Genomic DNA, 22,819 nt, shown 5'->3' on the forward strand with positions numbered 1-22,819 from the left:
CCCGCAGGGGGCGGTCCGGCGGGCCGCGCCCTTGCGCGCCGGCTCTGGGAGGTCTGCGACGACGCACCCGGTGGCGGACGGCTCTGCCGTGCGAGTTGGGTCATGCGCGGCCACGCGTTGCGGCTGACAGTCGCGCTGTGAAAAATGAGGTGCGAAAGAAAATGCACTTCCCGCGTAGATTGTGTGGAACCAGGGTGGGGGACAGGTCGTTGGGCCGAAGATTTGCCCCACATATGGATTTGATCCTTGGAACAGCTTGCACGCCGCCTCGGCCTTCGAACCGATCCGACGATTTTCTTCATTTCCGCGGCCTTCACGATCGTTTTCGTGCTGGCCCTCGTGATCTTCCCAGAGCCGATTGGCGACGCTTTTGCCGTGGGCCGCAGCTGGATCGTCACCAACCTAGGATGGTTCTTTGTCCTCGGGGTGAACATATGGCTGGGATTTCTGATCTGGGCGGCGATGTCGCGCCACGGTCATATCCGGCTGGGCCGCAAGGGGGAGCGACCGGTGTATTCCAACCTGTCGTGGTTCACCATGCTGTTTGCCGGTGGCATCGGCACGGTGCTGATGTTCTGGGGTGTGGCGGAGCCGATCAGCCACTTTTCGAACCCACCGCTGCCGGGGGTCGACCCCTACACCGATGAGGCGGCCAAGGACGCCATCTCCATCGCGATTTATCACCTCGGCCTGCACACCTGGACGATTTTCACCCTACCTGGGCTGGCCTTTGCCTATTTCATCAACCGCTACGACCTGCCCGTGCGCGTCAGCTCGGTGTTCTATCCGCTCTTGGGCGAGGGCATCCATGGCCCCATCGGCAAGGCTATCGACATCGCTTCGATCCTTGGCACGCTGTTCGGCGTGGCGGTGTCGCTGGGGCTGGGCTCGAGCCAGATCGCGGCGGGGCTTGATGCGCTGTTCGGGACTGGTGATGGCGCCTTCGTGAAGGTGATGATCCTTGCGGTGCTGACGCTGGTTGCCGTGGGTTCGATCGTCGCCGGGCTCGACAAGGGCGTGAAGATGCTCTCGAACCTCAACATCGGCATGGCCGTCGGGCTGATGATCTTTGTGCTGGTCTGCGGCTCGACGCTGTTTTTGCTGCGCGGCATCGTCGAGACCTTCGGCCTTTATTTCTCGAACCTGCCGCGCTTGGCCTTCTGGAACGACATGCTGGCCAATGAAAACCCCGAGACGGACGGCTGGGGCTGGCAGGGCTCTTGGACCGTGTTTTACTGGGCGTGGACCGTGACATGGTCGCCGTTCATCGGGCTTTTCGTGGCGCGTATCTCGCGCGGGCGGACCGTGCGCGAGTTCGTCTTCGGCGTGTTGCTGGCGCCGTCGCTTTTCACGCTAATCTGGTTCGCCATTTTCGGCTGGCAGGCGATGGATTTCGACGGGCTTGGTCTGGCTGCGCGCGCGGCGATGGGCGAGAGCGCCGGCGAGATCAGCCGCGCGGTGGCCGACAGCGTGCCGCTGGCGATGTTTGCCTTCTTTGAACACTTCCCGTTCACCACCTTCGTTCAGGGCTTGGCGGTGATCATCGTGGCGATCTTCTTCGCCACCTCGTCGGACTCCGCCTCGCTGGTGGTGGATATGCTGTGCACCGGCACGGCCACGCCCGGCCCGACCCATCAGCGGGTGTTCTGGGGGGCCGCCGAGGGCGTCGTCGCCGCCATGCTGATCGTGCTGGCGGGTGAGGCGGGTCTCACGGCGCTGCAGCAGGTGATCACCGTTGTCGGGCTGCCGATCTTCGTGCTGGTGAGCATGATGATTCCCTCGATCATCCGAGGCTTCGCCGCCGAGGACATCGAGCACATCAACATCGGCACGCGCCCCGATCTGGCCGAGTTCGGCCACGGTCCGGTGAGCGAAGAAAGCACGTCGGGCGGGCTGCGCCCCGAAGGCAGCCCGGCCGAGTAAGGGCTGGCGATCAGGCCGCGCGCAGCCCCAGCAGCGCGCGCGCCTCGGCGGGCGTGGCGATGCTGCGCCCGTGCCGCTGCGCCACCTCTGCGGCCCGTGCCACCAACGCGGCGTTGGATGGCGCCAGCGTCTTCTTGTCGAGGCGGATGTTGTCCTCGAGCCCGGTGCGCAGGTGACCGCCCGCGGCGGCGGCCCATTCGTTCAGCTCCAGCTGGTGCCGCCCGATCCCGGCGGCGCACCACGGCGCGTCCTCGCCGAACAGCACCTTCACAGTCTCGACGTAGTAGTCAAACACCCGCTTCACTGCGGGCATGGCGTTTTTCACCCCCATGACGAACTGCACATAGGGCGTGCCCACCAGCTCGCCGCGGTCGGCCATCGCCTTGGCTTGGTAGATGTGTGACAGGTCGAAGGCTTCGATCTCGGGCTTCACGCCATAGGTCTTCATCTCGGCGGCCAGCCATTCCACCAGTTGCGGCGGGTTTTCGTAAACCCGGGTGGGGAAGTTGTTCGACCCCACCGACAGCGAGGCCATGTCGGGCTTCAGCGGCAGCATGCCGCCGCGTGCCTCGCCCGCGCCCGACCGGCCGCCGGTGGACAGCTGCACGATCATGCCGGGGCAGTGTTTCTCGATCCCCTCCTTCAGAGCAGCGAAGCGGTCAGGGTCGGAGGTCGGTTTGCCGTCGTCGTCGCGCACGTGGCAATGGGCGATGGTGGCCCCGGCCTCAAAGGCCTCTTGCGTGGACTCGACCTGCTCGGCCACGGTGATCGGCACGGCTGGATTGTCGTCTTTTGTGGGCAGCGAGCCGGTGATGGCAACGCAGATGATGCAGGGCTGGGTCATGGCGGGGCTCCGTGTCGTCAGGGCCGCGCCCGGGGCGCGGGAATGTGCTTGAGGATGTCGCAACCCTGCCCGCGCCGCAACCGGCAGCGAAGCTCAGAGCATCCATTCCACCGGCAGCCAGCTGACCACTTTCACCAGAACGCGCTTGAAAGGGCCGGTATTGGGTTCGCTGTGATAGGTCTCGGCCGGCTCATCGGCGGGGTCGGACAGCCATTGCAGCGCGCCGCTGTCGTCCAGCGTCACGTGATAGGCGTAGCTGGGATTGTCGAGCTGTTCCGAAAGCGTGGCGGCGATGGTGGGGCTTTCGATCAGCAGCCCCATCTCTGTGTTGATTTGCGCCGAACGCGGGTCGAGGTTGAACGAGCCGATGAAGGCGCGCGTGCCGTCGATGCCGAAGACCTTTGCGTGCAAGCCCGACGCCGAGCCCGACAGCACTTCGGGCAGCGAGCGCTTCACGAGTTCCTCGCGCATCGCGCGCAGCTCATAGAGGGTGACGCCGCTTTCCAGCAGGGCAGGGCGATAGCGCATGTAGGCGGCGTTCACCGGCATCACGTCGGTCGCCTCCAGCGCGTTGGTCAGGATACGCACCCGCACGCCGCGCTCGGCAAGCGCGGTCAGCGCCGCGGTGCCGCGATCGCCGGGGATGAAATAAGCTGAGACAAGATCGACCGACTGCTCTGCGCCTTCGACCAGATCATAGAGGCGCTCGACGATCTTTTGCTCGGGTGTCACGCCGCCAAGCCCCTTGGCCGGGTCGTCGACGATAAGCTCTGCCTCGCCCCATTCCAGATCGAGGGTACCGGCGCGCAGGGCGCGCACCAGCTGGCCCTCGGCGATCACCTTCATATACCCCGTGCCCAGCGAAGTGCTGCGCGCCGCCTCGCCAGCCGCCGCGATGGCATCGGGCGCGGCGGCGGTTTCGGGCAGCGGATCGAGGATCAGATCGGCGTCATAGGCAGAGGCGCTGTTCCAATAGCGGTCGAACGCGTCCGAGACGTCGCTGACCACCGGGCCGAGCGCCAGCGCGTCGACGTCGAAATAATGCGTGCCCTCGCCGTAGCCGAAGTAGATGTCGCCGATGTTGCGCCCGCCGACCACCGTGGCCACGCCGTCCACGGTCATCGACTTGTTGTGCATCCGGCGGTTCAGCCGGTTGAAGTCGAAAAGGTAGGAGGCAAGCTTCGGAGAGCGCAGGGTGAACGGGTTGAAGATGCGCACGTCGGCGGTGGGCATGGCGTCAAGCTCGGCCATCATCGCATCAAGGCCGGGGATGCCATTGTCGTCGACCAAGAGCCGCACCCGGACCCCTCGTTCGGCGGCGGCGCGCAACTCGTCGAGCAGGATCATCCCGGTCGTGTCGTCCTGCCAGATGTAATACTGCGCGTCGATGCTGGTCTGCGCCAGCCGCGCCATCAGCACCCGTGCGGCAAAGGCATCGCGGCCGTCGGCCAGCGCTCGCACACCGTTCTGCCCGCCGTGCCTGTCCAGCGCGGCGGCAACGGTCAGGCCCAGCGGTCCGTCCCAGTCGGGCGCGAAGCCTTGCTGTCTCTCGGCGTAGTTGCGGTCGGGCAGGGGGAACGCCAGCTTCATGCCGAAAACGAAACACACCAGCAACAGGACGAAAACCAGAAGACCTTGCAAAAACCGCATGGGACGCACCTACAGAATTCAGGGCCGTCCATCCGGGAAGTGCCGTGCCCGCCAAATTCGGAGCGGACCCAAGATTTCCCTTCCGTGACGGGGATTTGTCGTCGCTTTCGTTCAGCCTAGCCGAAACCGCCCGCCCGCGTCGAGAAATACCTTCGGCGGATGCGCTTAGCTTCTGTCTTGCAGCATGCCGTCGAGGTAACGTTCCTTGAGCTTGGCGCTGCTGCGCTTGCCAACGTGCTGATAATTCTCCGCCAGCCAGTTCAGCGCGGCACCGCGCCCTGTTTCATGCAGATCGATCAGCATCTCCCACGCCGGGTACAGCTTTGAGTGCGGGTCGAGTTCCGACATCGAGGCTTGGTCGTGAATCTCGTGGATGCGCAGGTCGCGCAGGTGCTGCAGCAGGTCCGGCGCCCCGCTCAGGTCCTGACCGGCAAGCGCCTCGGTGATGATCGACAGGCCGCGCAGTTCAGTGACGAGGCTTTGGTTGAACACCATCTCGCTGACCCGCTCGGTGATCTCTTCGGGGGCGCGGGCGGTAAAGGCACGGTTGGCCGGGTTGATGGTGACCAGCAGCAGATCGGCGTGCGGCGTGAAGCGCACCAGCGAGGTGATCGGCGGGTTGGCGCTGTAGCCGCCATCCCAATAGTCGACGCCATCGATGTTGACCGGCGGAAAGCTCATCGGCAGGCAGGCCGAGGCGATGGCCACATCGGGGCTCATCTCGTGGTTGCGGAAGGTGCGGCTGCCGCCGGTGCGCGCATCGGTGGCCGAGATGAAGAGCTCTGGCGCGCCGGGGTCTTTCAGCGCCTCGAAATCCACCTGCTCGGCAAGAATTTCGCGCAGCAGCATCTGCGCCCGCCGCCCCTGCCATGGCCGTGCCGAGATGGTTATCTGCCCGGCGCTGATCAGTTGCCACCACGCCGAGGAGGCGATGAAAAGGCCGGGAAAACTCTCGATCATGTGAAAGGCAGGGGTTGTTTCGCGCGCGGCGGCATTGACCGCGGTCCAGAAGTTGCGCAGCGCCGTCCGACCGCCCTCGGCGCCGCCGGTGGCCAGGCCAGAGGCGACGACGATGGCGTTCATCGCCCCGGCGCTGGCGCCGGACAGCGCGCCGATGTCCAGCCGCCCGTCCTCCAGGAGCGCGTCCAGCACGCCCCATGTAAAAGCCCCGTGCGCGCCGCCGCCCTGCAGCGCCACGTCGAGGGTGATCTTGTCATTAGACTTGGTCATGAAACTGCAAAAAGCCTCCCGTTTGAGGAGAAATTCTGCACTGCAGCATAGCGCCTGACGGGAGGCGTTTCCAGTCCGGCGTGGGACTGTTCGGCGATGTTGCGCCGAGCCGTCACCGCCCGGAACCCGGCGGGATGTGGCGGCGCCCGTCATAGCGACGGACGGTCAGCGTGAAGATGTCGAGCCCGTCGATGCAGCGGGCATCGACCGCGCTACGCCCGCCCGAACCGATGGGTCCGGGCGGGCAGATCGCTTTTGGGCTTACTGCGGCAGGCGGTAGACCGAGACCATGTCGCCCACCGAGGGCTTCAGGATCGAGTTGCCGCCCGAGACGAAGGCGACGTACTGCGCGCCGTCGTGCTCGTAGATCGCCGGGTTCGAAACCGAGGGCGCCTCGGTCAGATCGCTCCACAGCTCTTCGCCGCTTTGCAGATCATAGGCGCGGACCATGCCGTCCATCGTGGCGCCGATGAAGATCAGCCCGCCGGCGGTGATCGCCGGGCCGCCGATGGTCGGCGAGCCCCACGCCTCGGGCATGTAGAACCCGTAGCGCTGCGACATGCCGAAGGGCTTGCGCCAGATCGGCTCACCGGTGGTCATGTCGATCGCCATCAACTCGCCGAACGGAGGCTCCCAGCAGGGCATGCCCCAACGGTTCATCGCGGTCTGCAGCGACATGCCGTAGGGGGCACCGGTCTGCGGGTGGAAGCCGCTTTCGCCGACCCCGGCTTCGCCATTTTCGGCCTCGTAATCCTCGCGCGACCAGAGCTTGATGTGCTGCACCACGTGGCTGAGGTTGATCACCGCAATCTGGCTTTCGGGATCGAAGCCGACGCCGCCCCATTGCACGACCCCCGCGGAGTTCGGGTAGGCCCCAGCGCCGGCGCCTTCGGTTGTCGGCGCGGTGTACATGCCGTCATAGACCATCTCGTCCCACAGCTTGGAGCATTCACCGAAAGAGGCGATGTCGGCCAGCTTCCAGACGTCTGGCAGCACCGATTGGTCGATCAGCGGCGCGGGGGTCGTCGGGAAGGGCTGGGTCGGCGGATAGCGCTCGCCCTCGATTGTCCCCGCGGGGACGGGGCGCTCTTCGATCGGCCAGATGTCTTCGCCGGTCTCGCGGTTGACCACGAACAGAAAGCCCATCTTGGTGGCCTGCATCAGCGCCGGGATCTCCTCGCCGTTCACCGTGATGTCCATCAGCGTCGGGGCGGAGTTGATGTCGTAGTCCCAGATGTCGTGGTGCACCCATTGCCGCGACCAGATCACCTCGCCGGTGTCGACGTCGAGCGCGGTGGTCGAGGTGGCATAGGGAATGTCCTCGGTGCGGTTGCCGCCCCAGTAGTTGGGCGAGGGCGAGGCGACGGGCAGGTAGACGATGCCGCGTTCCTCGTCGGCGCTCATCGCGGTCCAGACGTTGGCGGTGCCGGTCTTCTCGCGGATCTCCTCAGGGATCGTGTCGAAGGTCCATTCCAGTTCCCCCGATTGCGCATCCACCGAGAACACCGAGCCCGGCGGCGCCTTGGCCCAGTCCCAATCGTTGCCGGCCCAGCCGATGACCACGTGATCGCCGACGATGGTCGGCGGCTGCAGCAGCGACAGCGGCCAGCGGTCGTTGATCGTGTTCCACTGGTTGACGTCGAGAATGCCCTCATCGGCGAAATCGGCGCACAGTTCGCCGGTGTCGGCGTCCATCGCGAAGAGGCGCGCGTCCATTGTGCCGAGGTAGACGATCTTTTGGCAGGCCTCGCCCTCGACGGGCGCGTCGGCCTCCCAGTAGGCGACGCCGCGGTTCTTCAGCGCCGGCTGGGTGAGCGCCTCGAGCGTGGATTGGGTGTCGTATGACCAGACTTCCTCGCCGGTGGCGGGGTCGACGGCGAGCACGCGGTAGAACGGCGTGCCGATGTAGAGCAAGCCGTTGGCGTAGATCGGCGTCGCGGACCAAACGGTGGCGGGCAGATCGCCGGATCCATCCGAAACGTCGCCGGTTTCCAGACGCCAGGCCAGTTCCATGTCCCCGACGTTATCGGGGGTGATCTGGGTCAGCGGCGAGTATTTCGCGCCAGACACCTGACCGTGGAAGCTGGGCCAGTCGGGGCCGGGGGTTGGCACTTTGGCATCCGACGAGGGGCGCGGCGCGGGGGTTTCGACCACCGCCGTCTCGGCGTTTGGCTTGGGCACGCTGTCGTCCTGCGACGTGTCGTCTGCCGTGTCGTCTGCGAGCGCGTCTTCGGCGGTGTCGGGCTCCGCTGCGTCGGTTTCGGCGGGCGCGGTCTGCGTCTCCTCGGCCTCGGGGCTCACGGCATCGCGGGCAGGGGCCTCTTCGGTACTGCCGGCCTCGCCGTCGTCGCTGGCCGTGGCGCCGGGCGGCGGGGTCTCGGGCGCGTCAGTTTCCGGGGCCGCGCTTTCGGGTTCCGCCGGAGGCGTCGGCGTGTCTTCCTGCTGGGCCAAAGCAGGCGCGGCGAGCAGGGCTAGTAGGGCGGTGCTGCGGAGCAGATGGGTCATGCGTAGGCTCCTTCTTCAGGGCCGGAGAGCGCGGCGATCCAGCCGAGGGCGCAGACGCCGAGCGCGGCGAGCATCACCCATTGGTGCATCAGCAGGGCGGCAAACGCGGTCAGCACGATGCCAATGGCAAGCAGCAGCATCAGGATGACCCGCGCGGCGCGGCTGCGCGCCTTGACCATCAGCGCACCGCCGATCAGCAGGCAGAGCGCGCCAAAGGCGGCGGCAAGGGGTCCCCAGACACCGGTGACACCGGTGAGAGGGGCGAAATAGGCGTATAGGCCGCATCCGATAGCGACCAGCGCCGAGACCATAATAACGGTCAGGCCGGTTCGATAGGGCATGAGAATGTTCCCGTTCAGTTTCGCGGCGGGCCGCGCTGCGGGAAGCTCGCGACCGCGTCACAACAAGGAGTAGTGCGCGCGAGCGGCCGGGCAAATTTTCGTGTGTAATTTGTGAGAGCTGCGCCCGCGGCGTGGCGGGCGCAGCGATGGTTTACTCGATGGTCAGCCCGGCGCGGCGCTGTGCGCCCGGCTCTTCGATCACCGGCTCGCGGCCGCCGCGCAGGATCGAATTGCCCTCGTAGAGCGTGCGCTGATCGATTGCCGGAGGCTCGAGCCAGTCGCTTTCCTTCATCTGGCCGCTCTGGCCATAGGCCGCCAGCGCATTGCCGTAACACACGGCGCGCACAGTGCTTTCCGGCACGCCGCTCTGCAGCGCCAGCTGCGCGGTCTTGGCGACGCCCAGACAATCGGAAATGCCCCAGTCGCAGGCGCTGTCGACGATGATGCGTTCGGACCCGTATTGCTTGAGCAGTTCGACCATCCGCGCGTTGCCCATCTTGGTCGAGGGGTAGATCGAAAAGCCCGCCCAATAGCCGCGCTGCAGCACCTCGCCGACGGTTTCCTCGTTGTTGTGGTCGATGATCACCATCGACGGATCGAGGCCCATCTCTTCACAGACGTCCATCGAACGAGTGGTGCCCTGCTTCTTGTCACGGTGCGGCGTGTGCACCATCACCGGCAGACCCAGCTCCTTGGCGAGCGACAGCTGCAGGCGGAAATATTTGTCCTCCAGCTCGGTCTGCTCGTCGTAGCCGATCTCGCCGATCGCCACGACGCCTTCCTTCAGCGCAAAGCGCGGCAGCCATTCCATGACGCCCTCGGCAAGTTCCTCGTTGTTGGCCTCCTTCGAGTTGAGCCCGATGGTGCAGTAATGGCGGATGCCGAACTGCCCGGCGCGGAAGCGCTCCCAGCCGACGATAGTCGACAGGTAGTCGACGTAGGTGCCCACGAAAGTACGCGGCTGGCCGACCCAGAAGGCGGGCTCGATGAGCGCCACGACACCGGCCGCGGCCATGGCCTGATAGTCGTCGGTGGTGCGCGAGATCATATGGGCGTGGGGGTCAATCAACATCATGATACGAGTTCCTCAAATGTACGGCCTTCGGCGCGGGCCCGGTCGAGCTCGGCACGGATTTCAGGGATTTCTGCAAAGGGCGCCACGAGCGGCCAAAGCTCGGGCATGACGGGCCGCCCGGCGGCCCAACGTTCGCGGGCGTATTGCACGAGGATGCGCGCCAGTTCGGGGTTGGCGCGGGCCGACAGCCCGGTGATCGGGGCCAGTTCGGCGCCGATGAACAGCGCCTTCAGGACCATGTGGTTCCAGCGGTGCTCGTCGAAATGGTCGCGCGGGTAGGGGTTGTTGTGGGCGATCGCCTCGAACACCGGCTTGAGGTTCGAGCGCAGCCCCTCGCCGACCTCGAAATGCAGGCTCTCGGGCGCGGGGTAGAGTGGCAGACCGCGGTAGAGCGCGATCATCTCGGCAGCATCCGAGGTGCGGCGCAGGTCCTTGAAGGTTTCGGCGAAGGGACGGGTGCCGTTGTAGGTCAGCAGCCCCAGCACCCGCGCCGCGCCGTCGACGCTCCAGCCCGAGGGATCCCAGCCGGGGCGCGCGGCATCCGCCTGCGTCAGCTCGTCCGGCGACAGCGCGAGATCGGCCTTGCCGAGCCGCCGCGGGGCGAAGCCGAGGAACATATGCAGATCGCGTTCGGTCGCGTCTGGCGCGGCCAGCCGCGCGAGCTGGTCTTCCAGCCAAGGCCCTTCGTCCCCGGCGCGCGTACTTATCCATCCACGTAAAAGGTCTTTTGGGTCGGTCATCAAACTCTCTCCCGAATAATCAAGGAAACACTGGACTGAGAGGCAGGGCGCGCGTCATAGTTCCGCGCATATTCTTCTTGTCTTTGTCGTATGGATTTTGGTTCACCGCATGAAACCGACTCTCGTTATTCTTGTCGTCGGCCTGACACCCAAGCTTGTCGGAGCTCATACCCCCCATCTTGCAGCCCTTGCCGACCGTGGCGGATTGCGCCCGCTGGAGACGGTCACACCGGCGGTCACCTGCACCGTGCAGGCGACGCTCGCCACCGGGCTGCCGCCCTCGGGCCACGGTGCCGTGGCCAACGGCTGGCTGTTCCGCGATCTCAAGGAGGTGCTGCTGTGGCGCCAGCCCAACTCGCTGATCGAGGGGGAGAAAATCTGGGATGCGGGCAAAGCGCGCGACGCGTCCTTCACCTGCGCCAAGATGTTTTGGTGGTACAATATGTACTCGACCGCCGATTACTCGGCGACGCCGCGCCCGATGTATCCCGCCGACGGGCGCAAGATCCCGGACCACTACGCCTATCCGCCGGAACTGCATGACGAACTCGACGCAAAGCTGGGACGCTTCCCGCTGTTCACCTTCTGGGGGCCGACGGCGGATATCACCTCTTCGGCGTGGATCACCGAGGCGACGCTGCATGTGATGGAAACGCGGCAGCCGACGCTGACCCTGACCTACCTGCCGCATCTGGATTACGATTTGCAGAAATTCGGCCCCGATCTGGAGCACCCGCAGGTGCAGCAGTCGCTGCGCGACATCGACGCGCTGGTCGGTAAGCTGGTCGCCGCGGCGGAGGCCGAGGGGCGCCGGGTGCTGGTGGTTTCGGAATACGGCATCACCCCGGTCAGGGACGCCATTCACATCAACCGCGCGCTGCGCGAGGCCGGGCTGGTCGCTGTGCGCCCCGAAGAGCATGGGCGCGAGATTCTCGACGCGGGCGCCTCGGCGGCCTTTGCCCTGTCGGATCACCAACTCGCGCATATCTATGTCAACGACGCGGCGCGGCTGGCCGAGGTGAAGGCGCTGGTCGAGGGGCTGGACGGGGTGGAGGCGGTCTGGGACGCAGACGGCAAGCGCGCGAACGGGCTCGACCATCCGCGCTCGGGTGAGCTTGTGGCGGTCTCCAAGCCCGACCGTTGGTTCAGCTACTACTACTGGCTCGACGACGACAAGGCACCGGATTTCGCCCCCACGGTCGATATCCACCGCAAGCCCGGCTACGATCCGGTGGAGTTGTTCCTCGACCCCGCGCTGCGCTTTCCCAAGCTGGCGGCGGGCTGGAAACTGGCCAAGCGCAAGATGGGGTTCCGGCAGCTTCTGGACGTGATCTCGCCCTCGCGCACCGATCTGGTGAACGGCAGCCACGGGCGGCTTACCGATGATCCGCAGGATGGCCCGCTGGTGATCTCCTCGGAGGCGGGGCTGCTGCCGGAAGGGCCAGTGCGGGCGGTGGATTTCAAGGCGCTGACGCTGTCGCATGTGTTTGGCTAGGTCCCCGCGATGACCCGCTGCAGCGCGCGGGTGAGGCCAAAGCCGGCCACCGCCAGCAGCGCCGGGATCCACCCTCCGTGGGCCCCGGCGATCAGCGCAGCGTCGTAAAGCGAGATCGAGGCGATCAGCAGGGTGACGGCCTTCGGCACGTCGCCCTTCGCCCGGCGAAACAGGTAGCGCAGCGCCAGCCCGGTGGCGGCGAAGAACCCCAGCGCGATCAGCAGAGCCAGCGCGCTGCCCCAGCTGAAAATCAGCACCAGCAGGCCGGGGAAGGCCAGCACCGCCAGCGGCCACGCCCGCTCCAGCCGGTCATAGGCTTCTTGCTTTGCGGCGTAGGTGAGACCCACAACATAGGCCATCAGCCCCAGCGCCGCCCAGATCGCCACACCGGGGAAGGTGCCGGTGGCACCGAAGGCGGCCAGCGCGTAGCAAAAGAACCGGGTCACGCCCATGATCACCGGCGCCAGCGCGGTGCGTTTGTGCAGCCAGTCATAGAGGAAGATGCTGATGCTCAGCAGCACCGCCGAGATCAGCGCCCAGCCTCCCAGCGGCAGGGTCAGCAGAATGCCCGTGCCCAGCATGACGAAGCCGCCGACAAAGACGTCGCCCTGCCGGATGTCGCCGCGGGGGATCGGACGGTCGGCCTTTTGCGTTCGGTCGTGCTCGGCGTCGAAGGCATCGTTGAGCCACATGCCGCCCACGTAGAACAGCGTCAGGGCCAGCGCGCTCAGCACAATTGGCCAGACTGCCGTGCCCGGCGCGACCGAGAGTGCCAGCAGGGTCCCGGCCATGGCGTTTGTCCAGACCGTCGGCAGGTTCGACACGCGGCCCAGTTCCAGCGCGGTTCGGATCATTGGCCCAGCCTTTCCAGCACCCAGCGCAGCTCGCGCGTGATGGCGGTGTCGACGCTAGAGGTCCGGAGCTCGGGCGGCAGCACGTCCCATGTGTAGGTCTCGACCTCGAGGTGGGGCGAGATCGGGTCGGCGCGGTGCAGATCGAGGATCTCCTTCAGAAAAGCCTGCGTGCTGTCGAAAAGGCCCAGAGACGACAGGAACACCGGCACGTGGAAATGGATGCGCCATTCCTCGCCATCGGCCTGCGCCCCGCGCGCCAGCGCTTCCGGCAGGTCAGGGTAAGCGGTGATCGGGCCGCCGTCGCGCCGAGCCATGACCTGATGCAGATACGTCGGTTCGGAGTAGGGGGCGAGCGCCGCGCGCACCTCGGGCGTGACCTTGGCGGCGCGCAGCGCCGAGCTGAGCTGCAGCTTGTGGATCGGGATGCCGGCGCGTTTCAGCGCATCGAGGCTATCTGCGGCGTCCTCATACTCCACCGCCGCGTGGCAGACGTCGTAGCACAGACCCAGATGGCGGCGCAGCGCCTCCTCGGCCTCGTCCCCCGCCAGCCCGGTCAATTCGGAAAAGCGCGCGACGGCCGCGGCGGAATAAAGGTGGGTCTCGAAGTACTCAATGCTGCCGGCGATGGTTTCGAGAAAGCAGAAGGGCTCGGGCTCGATCGCCAGCGCCACGGCAACCCCGGTGTGCTCGCGCACCGCAAGGCAATGGGCGGCGGCACGCAGGTAGTGCTCGGCCATCTCGGCCTCGGCGCCGGTGGCCAGCGTGCGAAAGGTGCCCGGCACGGTGCTGAGGCTGACGTTGGCCCCCGGCTCGGCCAGTTCGGCCATCAGTTCGGTCAGCCGGTTGGTATAGGCCAGCCGCTCTTCGGTGCGCCAGTCGGGTTGATAGACCTGCTCTTTGACCCGCGTGCCGTGGAAAGGGCCGTAGGGAAAGCCGTTCATCGTCAGCGGGACCAGATCATGCTCTGCCAGGAACTCGCGCAGCGCGGCTCGGCGACCGCCTTTGTCGAGCCCTGCCAGCGCGTTGGCCGACAGCCGCAGACCGACGGCGAAGGGGGCATCTGGGCTCAGTGCTTCCTTCACCGCCAGCAGCGGACCGCTAAGTGCGGCGGAACATTCGTCCCAGGTTTCCGTGGGATGGATGTTGAGGCAATACGTCAGGCTGCCCAGCCCGTTGCCGAGTTGCATCACGCCTGCCCCTGATCCGACAGCCAGCCAAGCGCTTCGGCCACCAGTTCGGCTTTCATCTCGTGAAGTTCGACGCCGGTGCCGAGATCCAGAAGCAGCGTTACGGTCAACTCGCCGCCCAGATGCTCGCGAAACTCTTCGAGCCCGTTGAGGATTTCCAAATTGCCAAGCCGGTCTCGTCGCGCCAGATCCGGGTGCCAGACCGGCAGGCCAAGCGCCTTCAGCAGCGCCAGCACGCGGTCTTCGCTGCCCTCGGGCAGAAGCCCCGCAAGCACCGAGTAGCGGGTGTCGAGCGCGATCCCCATGGCAACGGCATCGCCATGGCTGACGGCGTAATGGCTGAGCCCCTCAAGCTTGTGCGCCGACCAGTGACCGAAATCCAGGGGCCGGGCCGAGCCGCGCTCGAACGGATCGCCGCCATGTGCGATCTGATGCATGTGCAGTTCGGCCGAGCGCCGGATCATGTATTCCTCGGCGGCGGGTTCGAAGCGGCGCAAGGCCTCGGCGTTTTCCTCAAGCCAATGGAAAAAGACCGGATCGCGGATCAGCGCGACCTTCACCGCCTCGGAGATGCCGGCGCGGCGGGTGGCCGGCGGCAGGGTGTCGAGCATGTCGAAATCGTTGAGCACGGCCCACGGTGGCGCGAAGCTGCCGGCGAAATTCTTCGAGCCTTCGAAGTTCACGGCGTTCTTCACCCCGACGCCGCTGTCGTTCTGCGACAGTACGGTGGTTGGCACGCGGATGTGGCGGATGCCGCGGTGCGCTGTGGCCGTCGCCATGCCCACCGCGTCAAGCACCGCGCCGCCGCCGATGGCCATGACGTAGCAATGCCGGTCGATGCGGTGCTGCAGGATCAGGCGGTAGATCTCGAAGACCGTCTCGAACCCCGCCTTGATGTCTTCGCCGCCGGTCACCGGGATCGGGTCGGTGGCCAGCTGCGCGTCGGCGCCGAGGCCGGCAAAACAGGCGGTGATCTCATCGGCCAGAGCGGGGCGCTGGCGCAGCATCTCGGCGTCGACGAAGACGAGGCAGCGCTGCGCCCGGTCATCGGCGGCGTCGCGGAAGACGGTCTTCAGCGTGTCGTTGCCCGGTGCAAACAGGCCGCGCGTGAACACCACCCGGTAGCTGTAGTCGACGCTGAAGCGTTGCACCACCGATGTGCCCTGCGGCGGTGCCGAAGGACGCAGGGCCGGGTGCAGGCTCTCGGGTGCTGCGTCGGGCTCGGCCATCGCCGGCGTGCCGGTCATGGGCTGGTTTTCCGGCCGCATGCGGGCATAGAGGAAACGTCCGCCAAACCCGGCAACAGGCAGCGCGAGCGCCGCGCAGAAGGCCAGCAGGAAGGAGTCGGCCTCGACCGCCATGGCGCCCAGCGTGGCATAGGCGGCGGCGATGCCGAGATTGGCCAGCGCCACCACGGCGATGAAACGGCGCAGCGGCAGGCGGGCGATCCCGGCGGCGATGGTCGAGGTCTCGGCCAGAAGGGGCACGGCGCGCAGCAGCAGCAGCGAGCCAAAGGCGAAGCGGTTGGACATGCGGGTCGAACGCGCCAGTTCTTCGGCGCCAAGCAGGCGGCGCAGCGCGCTGGTGCCGCCGGTGGCGCCGATCCAATAGCCCAGCAGGCAGCTCAGGGTCATGCCCAGCCAGCAGGTGAGGGTGCCCGCCGCGACGCCCAGAACGGTGCCCGCGGTCACATTCACAACGCTCGACGGGATCGGCAGCGCAACGTCCAGCGCCAGCGCGCCGACGATCAGCGCCGACAGACCTGTGAGGCTTTGCGCGCCGGACATCATGCCCAGCACGATCTGTTCGGTTTTTCCCTCGAAAAGCAGGAACGAAAGGGCGATCGCGAGCGCCGGAATCCCAAGGATCACCAGCCGGCGCAGGCTGAGGGAAATTGACATGTAAAATATCCTTTCTAAACCTCACAAGGTTGCCCGACATGCTGCGGGCAGCCATAAAGAAAATGTCTTCAATAACTTATCTTCAGTTTCGGAGAGAAAACCCCCGGCGCGGGCGGGCAATAATCCGCTGATTCCGCAAGGTCAGGTTAGGCAAGACTTGGGCATCAGGCCAGAAATATCGCCGCTTGGGCTGCGCGAATGGGCATCTGTGCTGCGCCGCTGCCTTTATTGGTGGCTCAGCCGCGCTGGATGGTCAGCACCGCCCGCAGGCCGCGCGGGGCGGTTTCGAACCGCAAAGTGCCGCCGTGCAGCATGGCGATGGTCGACACGATGCTCAGCCCCAAGCCCGTGCCATCGCTAGAGCTGGCGTTGGCGCCGCGGCGAAAGGGCGCCATGAGTGCCTCGATCTGCTCGGTCGACCGCAAGCCGCTTTCGTCCTCGACAATGATAGTCGCGGTATCGGCGGTGGCTTCGAGGTGCAGTTCGGCGCGGCGCCCGTATTTCAGCGCGTTGTCGACGAGATTGGAAATGGCGCGCTGGATCGACACCGGGCGGGCGGTGACGAGGATGCGATGCGCGCCCTCGACCACCTGCGCGCCGCGCCGGGCCGAGAACAGCGAGCGCCCGCCGCGCAGCACCATCGGCTCGACCCGCGCGAGGCTGACCGGGCGGCCCATGTCCTGATAATCATCCACCAGCGCCTCGACCAAGGCCGATAGCGACAGCTCGCGCGGATCCTCGACGCTCAGCTCGGCGCGGGTATAGGTCAGCGCGCTTTCGATGATGGCGGTCATTTTGTCGATGTCGGCCTCGAATTTGCCGCGCAACTCGTCATCCTCGATCAGCGCGCTGCGCAGCCGCAGGCGGGTGGCGGGTGTGCCAAGGTCGTGGCTCACCCCCGACAGCACCACCGCGCGTTTCGCCAGTTGCTCGCGCTCGTCTTCGAGATAGGCGTTCACCGCGTCGACGATGGCACGCAGTTCTGCCGGCCCCTCGGTCTCGTAGCTCTCCGGCCCGCCGAGCCGTCGGCGCGTGGCAAGCGCCTGCGCAAACTCCGAGAATTGCGCGGCGGTGCCGGTAACGCGGGTGAAGAACACGCCAAGGGTGATCAGCGCCAGAGCGATGGCGGGCAGCCGCAGATCGCGCGGCGCGGCGTCGCAGCCCCAGACCTCCGGTGCCTCGATACGTTGCCAGCCGCTGTCGCCAGACCGCGCGATGATCTGCGGGTGCGAGCAATAGCGCGCCATCAGCCGGGTGAGTTGGCCCAACGTCTCGTCGGGACGCTGGCCGGGACGCGAGGGCAGATCGGCGACGCGGTACTGCAGCCCGTCTGAGACCACTGCCAGTTCGATGCCCTCGCCGCCGGTGCCGTCGGGCAGGATCGGTGCAAGGGTCACGTAGCGCGGCTTTGGCAGGCCCGAGATCAGAGAGAAATTGCCCGCCGCTGCGGCATTCGCGTCAATCTCTGCCAGCGGCGTGACGCGGACGTCTTCGGGCGCGCCGGTGCCGCGCGTCAGCGTGTGGTAGAGCAGGATCCCGGCGCGTTCGGCATGGTCGAGGTGACTGGTCCAGCGGGTCTGCGACAGGCTCCACATGCCGGTGATGACCATCCCCGCCAGCGCCGCGCCGATCATCAGGACCATGCCAGAGACGCGCAGGGAAGGGCTGCGGCGGCTCACGTGTCTTCCGTGGTCACATCGACCGCAAAGACATAGCCGACGCCGCGCTCGGTGCGCAGCATCTGCGGGTCTTTCGGCGTCTTCTCGATCTTCGAGCGCAGCCGCCCGACCAGCACGTCGATCGCCCGGCCCTGAGACTCTTCGGCGCCGTCGCCGGTGACGTCGAGCGCGGCGGCGATCTCGTCGCGGGTGAGCGGGATGAAGGGATTGGCCAGCAGCGCCTGCAGCAGCATCGTCTCGCGCCGCGACAGCGGCACCTGAAACCCCTCGGGCGAGGTCACCTCGTCGCGCTTGGCGTCGTAGCGCCAGCCGGCGAAGCGAAAGGTCCGGGTGCGCCGCCGATGCACCAGCGAGGCCGAGCGCCGGGCCCGGGCCAGTACGGCGCGCACGCGGGCGACCAGCAGATCGGGATTGAACGGTTTGGCGATGTAATCGTCGGCGCCAACCTCGTAGCCCGCCATGCGCTGGTGATCCGCCGACAGCGCCGAGACCATGATGATCGGCACGTCCTGTTCGCGCCGCAGCCGGGCGCAGATCTCGATGCCGCTTTCGTCGCCGAGCATCACGTCGAGCAAGATCAGATCGATGCGGCCCGCGTCCATCGCGGTGGTGATCTCGGCCATCGACTGTGCACCAAGCGCGACGAAGCCCTGCTTTTGCAGGAATTGGGTCATCATCATGCGCATCTCGGAATCGTCGTCGACGACCAGCAGTCTGAAGATGCTCACTTGACCCTCCGTCACAAGTGTCCGGACACACCGGATTTTTCGCCGCAGCGCAGCGATTTCTGTCCGCCTGTAACAGGCTGTAACAGATCGCCGCTATTTTAGCGCCACCAGCGTTCCGGCACCCGGTCTACACTCTTGCGAAGCGGGGGGCCAGCGGCGCAGGATTTATGCCACACCTGCCCCGGGGAGGGGCAAGACGTACGGGAGGACTACCAAATGAAATTCACCGCTAAGGCGGCAATCTCTGCCGCTGCCATGTCCGTTGCGGGCGCAGCCTATGCCGAGCCGCAGGCCGAAGTTCTGCACTGGTGGACCGCCGGTGGCGAGGCCAAGGCCGTGGCCGTGCTGCAGCAGGAATTCTCGGATCAGGGCGGTACATGGACCGACATGCCGGTCGCGGGTGGCGGCGGCGACGCGGCAATGACCGCGCTGCGCGCCCGCGTGCTGTCGGGCAACGCGCCCACCGCCGTGCAGCTGAAAGGCCCGGCGATCCAGGAATGGTACGAAGAAGGCGTGCTGGCCGACATCTCGTCGGTCGCCGAAGAGCAGGGCTGGTCTGACGTGCTGCCGGGCCAGATCGCCGAGCACATGAAGTGCGAAGGCAGCTGGTGCGCGGCGCCGGTCAACGTGCACCGCGTCGACTGGATCTGGGCCAACAAGTCGGTTCTGGAAGACAACGGCATCGAGATGCCGACCACCTGGGAAGAGTTCAACGCCGCGGCCGAGAAGCTGCAGGCGGCGGGGGTGATCCCGCTGGCGCACGGCGGCCAGTCCTGGCAGGACGCGACCGTGTTCGAGACCGTTGTGCTGGGCCTTGGCGGGCCGGAGTTCTTCCAGCAGGCGCTGGTCGATCTTGATCAGGACGCGCTGACCTCGGACACGATGATCGAGGTGTTTGACCAGATGCGCACCCTGCGCGGCTACGTCGATGACAACTTCTCGGGCCGCGACTGGAACCTCGCCACCGCCATGGTGATGAACGGCGAAGCCGCGTTCCAGATCATGGGCGACTGGGCCAAGGGCGAATTCCTTGCCGCTGGCAAGGTGCCGGGCGAAGACTTCCTCTGCGCCTCCACGCCGGGTGACGGCTTCCTCTACAACGTCGACAGCTTTGCCATGTTCGAAGTGGACGGTGACGACAAGAAAGCCGGTCAGGACCTGCTGGCAGAGCTGATCGTCGGGCCGAACTTCCAGAAGGTGTTCAACCTCAACAAAGGCTCGATCCCGGTGCGCACCGACGTGTCGCTCGAGGAGTTCGACGAATGCGCAGTGAAGTCCTCCGAGGACATGAACGCCGCGGCAGGCAACGGCGCGCTGCTGCCGTCCTACGCGCACGGCATGGCCCTGCGCGGCGCGCAGTCCGGCGCGATCACCGACGTCGTGACGGCGCACTTCAACTCGGACATGAGCTCCGAGGACGCGGTTCAGATGCTCGCCGACGCCGTCGCGAACTCCATGTAACCGTCCCCGGTCATAGGGCTTAACGTCTCTGACCCAATAAACGCGGGCCCGTCTCCGATCCGGGGCGGGCCCGTAAAAGGAGAACACCATGGCCAAATGGTTCGAAACCCATTTGCCGAAGATCGTGCTGGCGCCCAGCTTCATCGCGGTCCTGATCTTCGTCTACGGCTTCATCGGCTGGACCGCATGGGTGTCGCTCACCCGCTCCAAGCTGCTGCCGAAATACGAAATCGACGGCTTCATCCAATACGAACGGCTCTTCGCCTCGCCGCGCTGGGACACGGCGATGGACAACCTCTACATCTTCGGGGGCATGTTCATCGTGATCTCGATGCTGCTGGGGCTGATCCTTGCGATCCTGCTCGACCAGCAGATCCGCGTCGAGGGCGCGATCCGCACCATCTACCTCTACCCGATGGCGCTTTCGATGATCGTCACCGGTACCGCGTGGAAGTGGATCCTCAACCCCGGTCTGGGGGTGCAGGCGATGGTGCAGGGCTGGGGCTTCGAGAACTTCAAGTTCGACTGGCTGGTAAACCCCGACATGGCCATCTACACGGTGGTGATGGCGGCGATCTGGCAAAGCTCGGGCTTCGTCATGGCGCTCTTCCTCGCGGGGCTGCGCTCGGTCGACACCGAGATCATCCGCGCCGCGCAGATCGACGGCATTCCGACGTGGCGCGTCTACACCGCGATCATCATCCCCTCGATGGCGCCGATCTTCCTGTCGGCCTTCATCGTGCTGGCGCACCTCGCCATCAAGAGCTTTGACCTCGTCATCGCGCTGACCGGCGGCGGGCCCGGCTACGCCACCGACCTTCCGGCCACCTACATGTACGCCATGGCGTTCTCGCGCGGCGACGTGGGGCAGGCGGCAAGCTCGGCGATGATCATGATGATGGTGATCTTCATCATCGTGGTGCCCTATCTCTACTCTGAACTGAGGGCGAAAAATGACTGATGTCTCGACAACGCCCGCCGCAGGCGCGGCGCGCCGGCAGGGCGCGGGCACAAAGACCGCGCTGCGCTGGGGCCTTTACGTCATCCTCGGCCTCTTCGCGATCTACTACCTGATGCCGCTCTTCGTGATGCTGACCACCTCGCTCAAAAGCCTTGAGGAGATCCGCACCGGCGATCTCGTGGCGCTGCCGCGCGAGGTCACCTTTGACGCATGGGCCAAGGCATGGTCCGGCGCCTGCACCGGCATCCAGTGCGAGGGCGTGCGACCCTACTTCTGGAACTCGGTGCTGATCGCCGTGCCGGGCGTGCTGATCTCGACCCTGCTGGGCGCGGTGAACGGCTACGTGATCGCGCAATGGCGCTTTAAGGGGGCCAACGTGATCTTCGCGCTGATGCTGTTTGGCTGCTTCATCCCGTTTCAGGTGGTGCTGCTCCCGATGGCGCGCCTGCTCGGTCTGCTCGGCATCGCCGGCACCATCCCGGGGCTGATCTTTGTGCACGTGATCTACGGGCTCGGGTTCACCACGCTGTTCTTCCGCAACTACTACGTGACGATCCCGCAGGAACTGGTGAAAGCGGCGAAGGTCGACGGGGCAGGGTTCCTGCGCATCTTCTGGTCGATCTTCCTGCCGCTCTCGGCGCCGATCATCGTGGTCAGCGTGATCTGGCAGTTCACCCAGATCTGGAACGACTTCCTGTTCGGTGTGTCGTTCAGCTCGGCCGGTACGCAGCCGGTGACCGTGGCGCTCAACAACATCGTCAATTCGACCACCGGCGTGAAGGAATACAACGTCGACATGGCCGCCGCGATCATCGCCGCGCTGCCGACGCTCCTCGTCTATGTCGTTGCCGGCAAATATTTCATCCGCGGTCTGACCGCCGGATCCGTCAAAGGATGATCCCCATGGCACCCATTCTCGACATCCAGAACCTCTACAAGAACTACGGCGCGACCGAGGTCCTCAAGGACATCAACGTGTCGATCGAACCGGGCGATTTCCTCGTGCTGGTCGGCCCCTCGGGCTGCGGTAAGTCCACGCTGCTGAACTGCATCGCCGGGCTGGAACCGATCTCGGGCGGGACGCTGAAAATCGGCGGCGAGGACATGACCCATGTCTCGCCCAAGGACCGCGACATCGCGATGGTGTTCCAGTCCTACGCGCTCTACCCGACGATGAGCGTCGCCAAGAACATCACCTTCGGCATGAAAGTGCGCGGCGTCGATCAGGCCACGCAGGACAAGAAACTGGCGGAAGTGGCCCGCCAGCTGCAGATCGAGCCGCTGCTCAAGCGCCGTCCCGGTCAGCTTTCGGGCGGCCAGCGGCAGCGTGTGGCCATGGGCCGGGCGCTGGTGCGCGACCCCAAACTGTTCCTGTTCGACGAGCCGCTGTCGAACCTCGACGCCAAGCTGCGGGTCGAGATGCGCACCGAGATCAAATCGCTGCACCAGCGCCTCGGTGCCTCGATGGTCTATGTCACGCATGACCAGATCGAGGCGATGACGCTGGCCACCAAGATCGTCGTCATGAAGGGCGGCATTATCCAGCAGATCGGCACCCCGGCCGAGATCTACAACCAGCCGGCCAACCTCTTCGTCGCCGATTTCATGGGCTCGCCCGCGATGAACCTGATCCCGGCCAAGGCGCAGGCGGGCGGCAATGGCACGCAGATCGAGATCGCCCGGGACGGCGCAGCGCCCATCGTGCTGACCGATCCCGGCACGCGGGGGCTGCCCGAAGACGTGATCATCGGTCTGCGGCCCGAGGACATCTCGGAACCGGGCTTCCGCAGCGGGACCGCTGTACAGCAGGCCGAGTGCGAAGTGCAGATCGTCGAGCCCGCCGGCGCCGATACTTACGTGATGACCACGCTGGGCGGCAAACAGGTGACCGCGCGCCTGCACGCCGAGACCGAGGCAAAGCCGGGCAGCGCGCATACGTTCGCCTTTGATCTGGGTAAGGTGTCTTACTTCAATCCGGGCACCGGCGAGCGCATCGCCTGATCCGGATGGATGCCTGAACTTGGGGCCTCCCGCATCATCGCGGGGGGCCTTTTCATCCGCGCCGCCCAGTCGTTGCGCTGGCGTAGCGGGGGTCAAATTGCGGGATGCCGCGCAGGCACGGCTATTCCCGACTTATTTACTTGCCTAAGTCCCCGCTGATTGCGTACCACGCCCTCGGCAGCCAAGCGGTTCTTCGCGAGCCGGTCAGCCTCCACGCCACCCAGAACCCGAAACGGTCAAGATG

The 22,819-nt window shown here is 65.9% G+C and carries 18 protein-coding genes; 6 read left to right on the plus strand and 12 right to left on the minus strand.

From position 1 onward, the window contains the following. Positions 1–246: 246 nt before the first annotated feature. Positions 247–1,923 carry a BCCT family transporter gene (locus ACXAJT_RS17200; RefSeq protein ID WP_475237218.1) on the plus strand — a complete coding sequence of 559 codons (1,677 nt, stop codon included), beginning with the start codon at positions 247–249 and terminating at the stop codon, positions 1,921–1,923. 10 nt (positions 1,924–1,933) lie between these two features. Here the strand turns inward: ACXAJT_RS17200 and ACXAJT_RS17205 are convergent, their stop codons facing one another. From ACXAJT_RS17205 to ACXAJT_RS17235, 7 genes are all read right to left on the minus strand, one after another. Further along, positions 1,934–2,767 carry a 3-oxoadipate:acetyl-CoA acetyltransferase gene (locus ACXAJT_RS17205; RefSeq protein ID WP_475237219.1) on the minus strand — a complete coding sequence of 278 codons (834 nt, stop codon included), beginning with the start codon at positions 2,765–2,767 and terminating at the stop codon, positions 1,934–1,936. 93 nt (positions 2,768–2,860) lie between these two features. Continuing rightward, positions 2,861–4,417, minus strand: coding sequence for a phospholipase D-like domain-containing protein (locus ACXAJT_RS17210; protein WP_475237221.1), 1,557 nt, complete (start codon positions 4,415–4,417; stop codon positions 2,861–2,863). Positions 4,418–4,582: 165 nt separating this feature from the next. Continuing rightward, on the minus strand, positions 4,583–5,647 hold the full coding sequence (locus ACXAJT_RS17215) for a patatin-like phospholipase family protein (protein WP_475237223.1): 1,065 nt from the start codon (positions 5,645–5,647) through the stop codon (positions 4,583–4,585). A 261-nt stretch (positions 5,648–5,908) separates the two neighbouring features. Next, positions 5,909–8,152 (minus strand): outer membrane protein assembly factor BamB family protein, encoded by a 2,244-nt coding sequence (locus ACXAJT_RS17220; protein ID WP_475237224.1) that lies wholly within the window; start codon positions 8,150–8,152, stop codon positions 5,909–5,911. Continuing rightward, entirely contained in the window at positions 8,149–8,493 is a 345-nt protein-coding gene (locus ACXAJT_RS17225; protein WP_475237227.1) for a hypothetical protein, read from the minus strand. The genes ACXAJT_RS17220 and ACXAJT_RS17225 overlap by 4 nt, the downstream gene beginning before the upstream one ends. 151 nt (positions 8,494–8,644) lie before the next feature. Further along, entirely contained in the window at positions 8,645–9,568 is a 924-nt protein-coding gene (locus tag ACXAJT_RS17230; protein ID WP_224901428.1) for a TatD family hydrolase, read from the minus strand. After that, positions 9,565–10,308 carry an EboA domain-containing protein gene (locus tag ACXAJT_RS17235; protein ID WP_475237230.1) on the minus strand — a complete coding sequence of 248 codons (744 nt, stop codon included), beginning with the start codon at positions 10,306–10,308 and terminating at the stop codon, positions 9,565–9,567. The genes ACXAJT_RS17230 and ACXAJT_RS17235 overlap by 4 nt, the downstream gene beginning before the upstream one ends. A gap of 109 nt (positions 10,309–10,417) precedes the next feature. Between ACXAJT_RS17235 and ACXAJT_RS17240 the strand changes: the two genes are divergently transcribed. Further along, positions 10,418–11,803, plus strand: a complete 1,386-nt coding sequence (locus ACXAJT_RS17240) for an alkaline phosphatase family protein (RefSeq protein WP_475237232.1) — start codon at positions 10,418–10,420, stop codon at positions 11,801–11,803. Here ACXAJT_RS17240 and ACXAJT_RS17245 read toward each other — a convergent pair. From ACXAJT_RS17245 to ACXAJT_RS17265, 5 genes are all read right to left on the minus strand, one after another. After that, on the minus strand, positions 11,800–12,657 hold the full coding sequence (locus ACXAJT_RS17245) for a UbiA family prenyltransferase (protein WP_475237234.1): 858 nt from the start codon (positions 12,655–12,657) through the stop codon (positions 11,800–11,802). The genes ACXAJT_RS17240 and ACXAJT_RS17245 overlap by 4 nt on opposite strands. Beyond that, on the minus strand, positions 12,654–13,844 hold the full coding sequence (eboE, locus tag ACXAJT_RS17250; RefSeq protein ID WP_475237235.1) for a metabolite traffic protein EboE: 1,191 nt from the start codon (positions 13,842–13,844) through the stop codon (positions 12,654–12,656). The genes ACXAJT_RS17245 and eboE overlap by 4 nt, the downstream gene beginning before the upstream one ends. Continuing rightward, positions 13,844–15,745, minus strand: coding sequence for a 3-dehydroquinate synthase (locus tag ACXAJT_RS17255; RefSeq protein ID WP_475237237.1), 1,902 nt, complete (start codon positions 15,743–15,745; stop codon positions 13,844–13,846). Before ACXAJT_RS17255 ends, eboE begins: the two co-directional genes overlap by 1 nt. Before the next feature lie 236 nt (positions 15,746–15,981). Further along, complete coding sequence (locus ACXAJT_RS17260; RefSeq protein ID WP_475237239.1) at positions 15,982–17,424, minus strand: sensor histidine kinase; 1,443 nt, start codon at positions 17,422–17,424, stop codon at positions 15,982–15,984. Continuing rightward, complete coding sequence (locus ACXAJT_RS17265) at positions 17,421–18,152, minus strand: response regulator transcription factor (RefSeq protein ID WP_475237241.1); 732 nt, start codon at positions 18,150–18,152, stop codon at positions 17,421–17,423. Before ACXAJT_RS17265 ends, ACXAJT_RS17260 begins: the two co-directional genes overlap by 4 nt. Before the next feature lie 216 nt (positions 18,153–18,368). Here ACXAJT_RS17265 and ACXAJT_RS17270 point away from each other — a divergent pair, with 216 nt between their 5' ends. The 4 genes from ACXAJT_RS17270 to ACXAJT_RS17285 all read left to right on the plus strand — a co-directional run bounded on the left by ACXAJT_RS17270 (position 18,369) and on the right by ACXAJT_RS17285 (position 22,575). After that, on the plus strand, positions 18,369–19,613 hold the full coding sequence (locus ACXAJT_RS17270) for an ABC transporter substrate-binding protein (RefSeq protein WP_475237243.1): 1,245 nt from the start codon (positions 18,369–18,371) through the stop codon (positions 19,611–19,613). An 88-nt stretch (positions 19,614–19,701) separates the two neighbouring features. After that, positions 19,702–20,574 carry a carbohydrate ABC transporter permease gene (locus ACXAJT_RS17275; protein WP_066111233.1) on the plus strand — a complete coding sequence of 291 codons (873 nt, stop codon included), beginning with the start codon at positions 19,702–19,704 and terminating at the stop codon, positions 20,572–20,574. Next, entirely contained in the window at positions 20,567–21,472 is a 906-nt protein-coding gene (locus ACXAJT_RS17280) for a carbohydrate ABC transporter permease (protein WP_475237246.1), read from the plus strand. Before ACXAJT_RS17275 ends, ACXAJT_RS17280 begins: the two co-directional genes overlap by 8 nt. Positions 21,473–21,477: 5 nt before the next feature. After that, on the plus strand, positions 21,478–22,575 hold the full coding sequence (locus ACXAJT_RS17285; protein ID WP_475237247.1) for an ABC transporter ATP-binding protein: 1,098 nt from the start codon (positions 21,478–21,480) through the stop codon (positions 22,573–22,575). Positions 22,576–22,819: the final 244 nt, after the last annotated feature.

This window comes from Salipiger sp. ABF4_146 (assembly GCF_056161345.1).

Excerpts from the sequence above, each read along its gene's own strand:
- ACXAJT_RS17205 (WP_475237219.1), bottom strand. The coding sequence starts at position 2,767 with ATGACCCAGCCCTGCATCATCTGCGTTGCCATCACCGGCTCGCTGCCC.
- ACXAJT_RS17210 (WP_475237221.1), bottom strand. The coding sequence starts at position 4,417 with ATGCGGTTTTTGCAAGGTCTTCTGGTTTTCGTCCTGTTGCTGGTGTGT.
- ACXAJT_RS17215 (WP_475237223.1), bottom strand. The coding sequence starts at position 5,647 with ATGACCAAGTCTAATGACAAGATCACCCTCGACGTGGCGCTGCAGGGC.
- ACXAJT_RS17220 (WP_475237224.1), bottom strand. The coding sequence starts at position 8,152 with ATGACCCATCTGCTCCGCAGCACCGCCCTACTAGCCCTGCTCGCCGCG.
- ACXAJT_RS17225 (WP_475237227.1), bottom strand. The coding sequence starts at position 8,493 with ATGCCCTATCGAACCGGCCTGACCGTTATTATGGTCTCGGCGCTGGTC.
- ACXAJT_RS17230 (WP_224901428.1), bottom strand. The coding sequence starts at position 9,568 with ATGATGTTGATTGACCCCCACGCCCATATGATCTCGCGCACCACCGAC.
- ACXAJT_RS17235 (WP_475237230.1), bottom strand. The coding sequence starts at position 10,308 with ATGACCGACCCAAAAGACCTTTTACGTGGATGGATAAGTACGCGCGCC.
- ACXAJT_RS17240 (WP_475237232.1), top strand. The coding sequence starts at position 10,418 with ATGAAACCGACTCTCGTTATTCTTGTCGTCGGCCTGACACCCAAGCTT.
- ACXAJT_RS17245 (WP_475237234.1), bottom strand. The coding sequence starts at position 12,657 with ATGATCCGAACCGCGCTGGAACTGGGCCGCGTGTCGAACCTGCCGACG.
- eboE (WP_475237235.1), bottom strand. The coding sequence starts at position 13,844 with ATGCAACTCGGCAACGGGCTGGGCAGCCTGACGTATTGCCTCAACATC.
- ACXAJT_RS17255 (WP_475237237.1), bottom strand. The coding sequence starts at position 15,745 with ATGTCAATTTCCCTCAGCCTGCGCCGGCTGGTGATCCTTGGGATTCCG.
- ACXAJT_RS17270 (WP_475237243.1), top strand. The coding sequence starts at position 18,369 with ATGAAATTCACCGCTAAGGCGGCAATCTCTGCCGCTGCCATGTCCGTT.
- ACXAJT_RS17275 (WP_066111233.1), top strand. The coding sequence starts at position 19,702 with ATGGCCAAATGGTTCGAAACCCATTTGCCGAAGATCGTGCTGGCGCCC.
- ACXAJT_RS17280 (WP_475237246.1), top strand. The coding sequence starts at position 20,567 with ATGACTGATGTCTCGACAACGCCCGCCGCAGGCGCGGCGCGCCGGCAG.
- ACXAJT_RS17285 (WP_475237247.1), top strand. The coding sequence starts at position 21,478 with ATGGCACCCATTCTCGACATCCAGAACCTCTACAAGAACTACGGCGCG.